Source organism: Lactobacillus sp. UMNPBX17 (assembly GCF_002553735.1).
Taxonomy (GTDB): Bacteria; Bacillota; Bacilli; order Lactobacillales; family Lactobacillaceae; genus Lactobacillus; species Lactobacillus gallinarum.
In genome coordinates, this window is record NZ_PCYT01000068.1 from 1 (window position 1) to 7,538 (window position 7,538).

At 36.8% G+C, this 7,538-nt stretch carries 7 protein-coding genes, 1 pseudogene and 1 other annotated feature; of the genes and pseudogenes, 2 read left to right on the plus strand and 6 right to left on the minus strand.

Annotated elements, in window-relative coordinates; genetic code table 11:
* Positions 1–14 precede the first annotated feature (14 nt).
* Together CP368_RS10865 and CP368_RS08690 are read right to left on the minus strand one after the other, a co-directional pair.
* The gene (locus CP368_RS10865; RefSeq protein WP_233185856.1) at positions 15–152 is read right to left on the minus strand and encodes a hypothetical protein; all 138 of its coding nucleotides are present in this window, start codon (positions 150–152) and stop codon (positions 15–17) included.
* Positions 142–408, minus strand: coding sequence for a type II toxin-antitoxin system RelB/DinJ family antitoxin (locus CP368_RS08690; protein WP_098044377.1), 267 nt, complete (start codon positions 406–408; stop codon positions 142–144). Before CP368_RS08690 ends, CP368_RS10865 begins: the two co-directional genes overlap by 11 nt.
* Before the next feature lie 176 nt (positions 409–584).
* On the opposite strand from CP368_RS08690, the gene pepV reads away from it, so the two are divergent.
* A complete protein-coding gene (pepV, locus tag CP368_RS08695) occupies positions 585–1,988 on the plus strand; it encodes a dipeptidase PepV (RefSeq protein WP_025006397.1) in 1,404 nt (467 codons plus the stop codon).
* A 66-nt stretch (positions 1,989–2,054) separates the two neighbouring features.
* Here pepV and CP368_RS08700 read toward each other — a convergent pair.
* Both CP368_RS08700 and CP368_RS10990 read right to left on the minus strand, forming a co-directional pair.
* Positions 2,055–3,508 (minus strand): annotated as a pseudogene (locus CP368_RS08700) (FAD-binding oxidoreductase).
* A 146-nt stretch (positions 3,509–3,654) separates the two neighbouring features.
* Positions 3,655–3,786, minus strand: coding sequence for a hypothetical protein (locus tag CP368_RS10990; protein ID WP_087363188.1), 132 nt, complete (start codon positions 3,784–3,786; stop codon positions 3,655–3,657).
* Positions 3,787–3,952: 166 nt separating this feature from the next.
* Here CP368_RS10990 and CP368_RS08710 point away from each other — a divergent pair, with 166 nt between their 5' ends.
* Positions 3,953–4,963, plus strand: coding sequence for a zinc-dependent alcohol dehydrogenase family protein (locus tag CP368_RS08710; protein WP_098044376.1), 1,011 nt, complete (start codon positions 3,953–3,955; stop codon positions 4,961–4,963).
* Positions 4,964–5,028: 65 nt separating this feature from the next.
* On the opposite strand, the gene brnQ is transcribed toward CP368_RS08710, so the two are convergent.
* Positions 5,029–6,408, minus strand: a complete 1,380-nt coding sequence (gene brnQ, locus CP368_RS08715) for a branched-chain amino acid transport system II carrier protein (RefSeq protein ID WP_087235811.1) — start codon at positions 6,406–6,408, stop codon at positions 5,029–5,031.
* A 69-nt stretch (positions 6,409–6,477) separates the two neighbouring features.
* Positions 6,478–6,727, minus strand: a binding site (T-box leader).
* 20 nt (positions 6,728–6,747) lie between these two features.
* Entirely contained in the window at positions 6,748–7,191 is a 444-nt protein-coding gene (locus tag CP368_RS08720; RefSeq protein ID WP_233185857.1) for a hypothetical protein, read from the minus strand.
* Positions 7,192–7,538: the final 347 nt, after the last annotated feature.

Here is a 7,538-nt window from a genome sequence, read left to right on the forward strand (position 1 = left end):
AAAAAAGCTGACTGCTAGGTCAGCTTGGCCCTATCCATCCCCGCATTAAAATACGGGGATTTTCGGGCGTTTTTCATTAAAACTGGTCTGCTTTTACCACCTGTTTTATCAGTATATGCTACAAAAACATCCACAATATCGTTAGTCCTCATTCAGCCAATCCTCGATATCTTTCGTTGATTTAGCTTCTTTATGAGGTAATTTTGAAATAGTTTGTACCAAATCTCTTGTTGCTCTTTGTTCTGGCGTTTCTTTCAATTCAAAAGGAATACCTCCCGTTGCAACTACTTTCTTTAAAAAAACATTTATAGCAGTAGTAGTAGTGAGTCCAATATCTTTAAATATACCTTCAGCTTGTAAAGCTAAATTTGAATCTACGTTTGCTTGTATTTTTTTGTAAGATGCCATTGAAATCACAGCCTATCCATGTCTATTATACCATCTATTTGGATCTGTTGTAATCATATATACTACTGAGGTATCTTAAAGACTGTAGGAAGTAGTTAAATGATCCAATTTTTAGTAAGAATCAAATATTTCTGATAAAATATTATTAATCAATTTTAATTAAGGGAGAGAAAAATATGAGCTTAGACTATAAGAAATTAGCCGCTGCTAAGAAAGATGATATTTTACGCGATTTAGGCGAATTAATTGCCATTGATTCTTCTGAAGATTTAGATAATACTTCTACAGAATACCCTGTTGGTCCTGGCCCAGTTAAGGCAATGAAGAAGTTTTTATCATTTGCCGAAAGAGATGGCTTTCATATTAAGAACGTTGATAACTATGCTGGTCGCGTTGACTATGGTGATGGTGAAGAACGTCTTGGCATCATAGGTCACATGGATGTAGTTCCTGCAGGTGATGGTTGGAATACCGATCCATTCAAGATGCTGATTAAGGATGGAAAAATCATCGGTCGTGGTTCCGCAGATGATAAAGGTCCTGCCCTTGCCGCATACTACGGCATGCTTTTACTAAAAGAAGCTGGCTTTACTCCTAAGAAAAAGATCGACTTCATCGTTGGTACTAATGAGGAAACTAACTGGGTTGGTATTGATTACTACTTAAAGCACGAACCTACTCCAGATCAAGTATTCTCTCCTGATGCAGAGTACCCAATCATTAACGGTGAGCAAGGAATTTATACTTTGATACTTAACTTTAAAGATGATGATCAAACGGGCAATGCAAAACTTGAGAAGTTTACTGCCGGTATTGCTGAAAATGTTACTCCACAAAAGGCTTACGCTATTATTAGTGGAAGTGATTTAGCAAATATTAAGAAACAATTCACTAAGTTTTTAGTTGACAATGACTTAGAAGGTAAGTTTGAAATTAATGGCGATCAAGCTAAGATCGAACTTACTGGTCAAGGTGCTCATGCTTCTGCTCCTCAAGTTGGTCGCAATGCTGCCACTTTCTTAGGTAAGTTCCTCAATCAATTCGATTTCGCTGGACGCGACAAGAATTATCTTAACTTCTTAGCTGATGTTGAACATGAAGACTTTAAGGGTGAAAAGCTTGGCGTTGCTCATCATGATGATTTAATGGGTGATCTTTCAAGTGCACCAAGTATCTTTGAATATCAGGCTGATGGTGATGCTATCTTAAAGGATAATATCCGTTACCCACAGGGTACTGATCCAGACAAGATGGTTCAGCAAGTTGAAGAAAAATTTGGTGATATCCTAACTGCTTCATTCAACTCATTTGAAGAACCACACTACGTACCAGGTGATGATCCATTAGTTAAGACCTTACTCAAGGTTTATGAACATCAAACTGGTAAACCAGGCCACGAAGTTGTTATCGGTGGTGGTACTTATGGTCGTCTATTCAAGCATGGTGTAGCCTTCGGTGCTCAACCAGAAGATGCACCAATGGTTATGCACCAAGCTAACGAATACATGAAAGTTGATGACTTGATTGATTCAATTGCCATTTACGCCGAAGCAATTTATGAATTAACAAAAGAAGCTTAAAAACAAAAAGATGATCTTTTTCTCACAGGAAAATGACCATCTTTTTTGTTCTTTTATTCTATTGCTTTAGCTCATTACCAATTCGTTTACATAAGTTAAATTAGTCAACTTGCTATTATCTTGTAATGGGAAAATCTTGTCTGGGTTCAAAACAGAGTTTGGATCAAAGACCTTTTTAATCTTTCTTAATAAGTTAGTATAGTCTTCACCATAGTACCATTCGAACCAATCTTTTCTAACATAACCAATACCATGTTCACCAGACATGTACCATCAAGGGCTTTAGCAGTCTTGTAAAGTTCTGTAATTACCTTATCGCTCTTTTCTTTGTGTTCCTCATCACTCATATTGTCTGAACAGAGATAGATGTGCAAATTACCGTCACCAGCATGACCAAAGTTAGGAATTCTCATACCTATTTCTTTTTCAAGCTCATCTACTCGATCCAAAACATCAGGAATATGATTGATTGGTACATAAATATCTACCTCATCCATCTTAGGCGTTGATTTTTGAATAGCTAACAACAAATCTTCACGACACTTCCAAACGGTCTTTGCTTCTTCTGAGTTAGCATCAAGCACAATTGGTGTTGCTGACTTAAATTGCTTGGTAGTGGCAACAGCTTGCTTTAATTCAGCTTGCAATTCTCCATCGGTGAAGGCGTCAAAACGAAGTAAAATAAAGCCATCTCCTGTATCAACTGGGAATTTTTCATTATAGTATTTCTCCCAGAGATCGATAACTTTCCTACCCATAAATTCTACTGTAGTAGGTACTACGCCTGAAGCCAAAATTGCTGGTACTGACTTGATCGCATCATTTAATGTTGGAAATGGAATTAAAGCGTTAATTGACTTTCTTGGTGTTGGATAAAGCCGCATCGTTACTTCGGTAACTACACCTAAAGTACCTTCTGATCCAATGATTAAATCTTTGAGTGAGTAACCTGATGAAGATTTAACAGCTTTAGCACCAAACTTGTATAATTTACCATCAGTCAAAACTACTTTCAATTGACGAATGTGTTCACGAGTTACGCCATATCTGACAGACTTTAAGCCACCAGCATCGGTGTCAACGTTACCACCAATTGAAGCCCAGTGCATCGCTGGTGCTGGCATGTATGAAAATGGTTTATTTGCTAAGAATTTTTCAATATCAATCAACCGCATCCCTGCCTGTACAGTCATAGTTAATGATGTTGGATCATATTCTAGCAACTTATTCATTTTAATCATGTCTAGTGAAATACCACCTTCAACTGTCAAGTTGGCTCCCATCAAGCCAGTTGAATTGTCTCTTGGCACGATCGGAATATTGTGATCACTAGCATATTTAACGACTTTTTATACTTCTTCATTAGTAACCGGTTGAATGACCAAGTCTGGCATAGCACGAACGGTCTTGAATTGATCGTGATCCCAGTGCGTAGTTGGATTAGTGATAAGGCGCGCAGGATCAGCAATATAAGAACTTAAAGCTTTCAAATCTTCTTGATTGATCTTATGATACTCCATTATTTTTGCTCTCCTTTTATATACTCTGTTGTTATGTTTAATTAAGTAACTATCGTTATTATAGCTGCTGATGAGTGCGCTTAAAAAGTAAGATGCACTTACTTTTTACTTAAATAAAAACTTAATGGTATCCCATCCAGCTCCTTTTAGTCTATTTTACTTACGCCGCGATCTTCAGCATCTTTTTTATCTACTTGATCATTTAACTTCTTTCCAACTAATAAAGCAAATAAACTAACGACTGCGGCTCCTAAACCTAATTTACCAAATTTCTTCATATTATTACCTCGTTTCATATCCTTATATTATATTAATTTTTATTGGCAACACTATTTTTCTGCTTTTATTGGTAAAAGCTTTAATAATTTATAATTTTCATCTATGAAAGTACTTACATTTGCCTTCAAATGAGTTACTCTATTCATGAAGAATCGAGGAAAAATTATGCAAGCATTAGTTTTAACAGTAACTAAAAAATTAGAAGAAAAAGAAGTTCCCACCCCAGAGGTCAAAGATGATGAAGTTTTAATTCATACAGCCTATGCCGGTATTTGCGGCACAGATCGTGAACTTTACAATGGTTTACCAGGTTCTGCTCAAGCAAATCCACCTATTATTTTAGGTCATGAAAACTCAGGGATTGTTAAAGAGGTTGGCAAAAATGTCACCAATATTAAACCTGGTGATCGAGTAACTGTTGACCCTAATATTTACTGTGGTCAATGTTACTACTGTCGTACTTCTCGACCAGAACTTTGTGAACACCTTTCCGCTGTAGGTGTCACTCGTGATGGCGGTTTTGCGGAATACTTCACCGCGCCAGCTAAAGTTGTCTACCCTATTTCAGATAACCTTTCACTTAAGGCAGCTGCAGTCACTGAACCACTTTCATGTGCTATGCATGGTGTAAATTTGTTAAAATTGCATCCCTATCAAAAAGCATTAGTCATCGGGGACGGCTTTATGGGTGAATTATTCGTTCAAACTTTAAAGGCAATGGGCGTTCATCAGGTGGATTTAGCTGGTATTTCTAAAGAGAAATTAAAGCTCAATCATGATCATTTTGATGTCACTACTTTTAATACCGCTCAAGGAGACAAGATTCCTAACAATGCTTACGACATTGTAGTAGAAGCTGTCGGTAATCCTATTACCCAAGAAGAAGCAATTGCTGCTACGCGGCGTGGTGCACAAGTATTAATGTTTGGCGTGGCCAACCCTAAGTCACAATTCAAGATTAATTCTTATGAAATCTATCAAAAGCAATTAACGATTCAAGGCTCATTTATCAATCCATACTGCTTTGAAGATGCCATTGGACTACTTGAATCACATAAAGTCGATGTCTTACCATTAATCTCACATGAATTATCTTTAGGTGAAGTTGAGCAATTTACTTCAGGTAAATTAAAGGATGTATCCAAAGCTGTTGTGAAGGTTAATAATTTGAAGTAATTAAAATTAATACTGAAAAAGCTTTTCTATTCACGTATTTTGCATGAGTAGAAAAGCTTTTATTTTTATTCAAATTCTTCTTGTGCAGTGACTAAGTTCTTTCTTCTAAAGACGTGGAATACTAATCCAACTGCCAAACCACCTAATGCAGGTACTAACCATGAAAGTCCCATACTTGCAAGTGGCAAAGAACTTCTAACTGAAGTAACCATTAAACCAAATTGGCTTTGACTAACAACTGCTGGAAATGCTACAACCATGTCACCTAATGCAGGTACTACCGTGAACAAGATCACAAAGAAGTAAACTACGCTATCACGTTTGAACAATGGTGAAAATACTGACAAAAGGATCAGGACCATTGATAATGGGTACAAGAACATCAACATTGGAGTTGACCAGGCGATGATTTGATCCAAACCAAAGTTAGCAGCAAAGAATGATGCTAAACAACTAAGAGCAAGCCATGCGTGATAACTAACCTTTGGGAAATGCTTATGGAAATCTTGTGCAAATGCGGCAACCAAACCAACAGCAGTAGTTAAACAAGTAACAGTTAACAAGAATGCAAGTAATGCTTGACCAAAAAGACCACCGTATTCATTAACGATTTGGTTAAATGCAACACCACCGTTATCTGATACCTTGAAGTGACCTAATGACATTGCACCCATCAAGATCAAAAGTAAGTAGATTAAAGCTACGGCACCCATAGCAACTACACCAGATTTGGCAACCACCTTTGAAACACTCTTTGGATCTTTTTGACCCATTGAACGAACAGCGGTAACAACAGTAACACCAAAAGCCAAACCAGCTAAGGCATCCATAGTGTTATAACCTTCAAGGAAGCCGTTAACTAATGCTGAATGCTTGTAAGCAGCAGTAACAGCAGCAGTTTGTGGATTTCCTAATGGATTAAGAAATGCTACAACGAAAACTAAAAATAAAAGTGCTAAAAATAATGGGTTTAAAACCTTACCAACATTAGACAAGATGTTGTTTTCATGATACGAAAATGCAAATGCTAATAAGAAAAACACAGCTGAAAATACTAACAATGCGACAGTTTGCATATCTTTAGGGATAAATGGTGCTACACCTACAGTAAATGAAACAGTTGCTGTTCTTGGTGTACCAAACAAAGGACCGATAGTCGCATGGATCAATACCATAAATACTACGGCAAAGCCGGCGCCTAATGGTTTACCGATATCGTAAACACCACCTGCACGGGTAATGGCTACGGCAAGCACTGATAGTAAAGGCAATAACACACCAGTGATCAGAAATCCAACTGCGGCTGTCCCCCAATTCGCACCGGCAAGCTGTCCCAAGTGAAGTGGGAAAATCAGGTTACCAGCCCCAAAGAATAATCCAAATAGTAAAGAAGCAACGACTAAATATTGCTTCCAGGTCAACTTACGAGATTTTTCATCATTCATACACTCGTCCTCCTGAGAATTAAGAATTATCTGATCACAAAAAAAGTCCCCCAACCAAAATTGCTTTGATTGAGGGACGCTTCTAGCGTGGTACCACCCTTTATTTATATTGTTATTACTAACAATACCTTTCGCGTGCGGCCGAAGAAACTTCAGCGATACGCAGGCACTATAACGGGTGCTCCCACCATTTCTTACTACAAGATTAAGAAATAGAACTCGAAAGTGATTTTCATTCAATTCTACCTTTATCTCCTCACACCTAACGAGATTCGCTGCAAATTCGAATTAAACTACTCTTCTTTCTCTTTGTTTTCAGATTAATTAAATTGTTAATAATTATTTTAAGTAAATTATCATCAATGTCAACACTTTTTTAATATTATTTTTCACGATCCGATGGCCTTTAACCTTAAAAATCTTTTCTTTCTTAAGTGTTAACTTTTTGATCAACTTGCCTTGACGATTATAGATGAAGAATCGATTACCTTTAAGGCCGTAATATTGTTTGACTAACTTCTTTAAGGCTGGTTTTTTTGTACTCTCTTCAGCAATTTCCTTAATATCTAATGGTTGCTTCTTCTTTACATCTGAAGCCGCATATCCTAGCCAAAAATGACTATCTTTGCCGAAATTCCATACTGGACGATCAGTAATATATTGCCAATTATTCTTGCTGTTATAGATATTAGGTAGAACGTAACCCCGATGTTCAATTTTTACCAAGTTATAGCCCAAGCGTAAAACTTTTTGTACTTCTTCCATTAATACGGTAATAATCATAAGGATCATGATCAAAATCGTCCAATTGACTTACAAAAGTTACTGCTTGGTCAAAGGTTAGCTTTTGCCCCTTCTTTAATGAAAAACGCCCGAAAATCCCCGTATTTTAATGCGGGGATGGATAGGGCCAAGCTGACCTAGCAGTCAGCTTTTTTATTAAAAAATAGAGACATATGTTCGCTTATCCTGTAAAATATAAATATCTAATCTATGAGTCATGTGGTGATAAGTCAATGTAAATTGTAAATTTTATTTTTAGGCCGATTGTAAAATTAAATTGAACACTTGATAGAAAATAAAAAGTCCATTTGGACCTGTTTGATAGAATGTTAATAACCACAAAAACA

Excerpts from the sequence above, each read along its gene's own strand:
- CP368_RS10865 (WP_233185856.1), bottom strand. The coding sequence starts at position 152 with ATGAGGACTAACGATATTGTGGATGTTTTTGTAGCATATACTGATAAA.
- CP368_RS08690 (WP_098044377.1), bottom strand. The coding sequence starts at position 408 with ATGGCATCTTACAAAAAAATACAAGCAAACGTAGATTCAAATTTAGCT.
- pepV (WP_025006397.1), top strand. The coding sequence starts at position 585 with ATGAGCTTAGACTATAAGAAATTAGCCGCTGCTAAGAAAGATGATATT.
- CP368_RS10990 (WP_087363188.1), bottom strand. The coding sequence starts at position 3,786 with ATGAAGAAATTTGGTAAATTAGGTTTAGGAGCCGCAGTCGTTAGTTTA.
- brnQ (WP_087235811.1), bottom strand. The coding sequence starts at position 6,408 with ATGAATGATGAAAAATCTCGTAAGTTGACCTGGAAGCAATATTTAGTC.
- CP368_RS08710 (WP_098044376.1), top strand. The coding sequence starts at position 3,953 with ATGCAAGCATTAGTTTTAACAGTAACTAAAAAATTAGAAGAAAAAGAA.
- CP368_RS08720 (WP_233185857.1), bottom strand. The coding sequence starts at position 7,191 with ATGATTATTACCGTATTAATGGAAGAAGTACAAAAAGTTTTACGCTTG.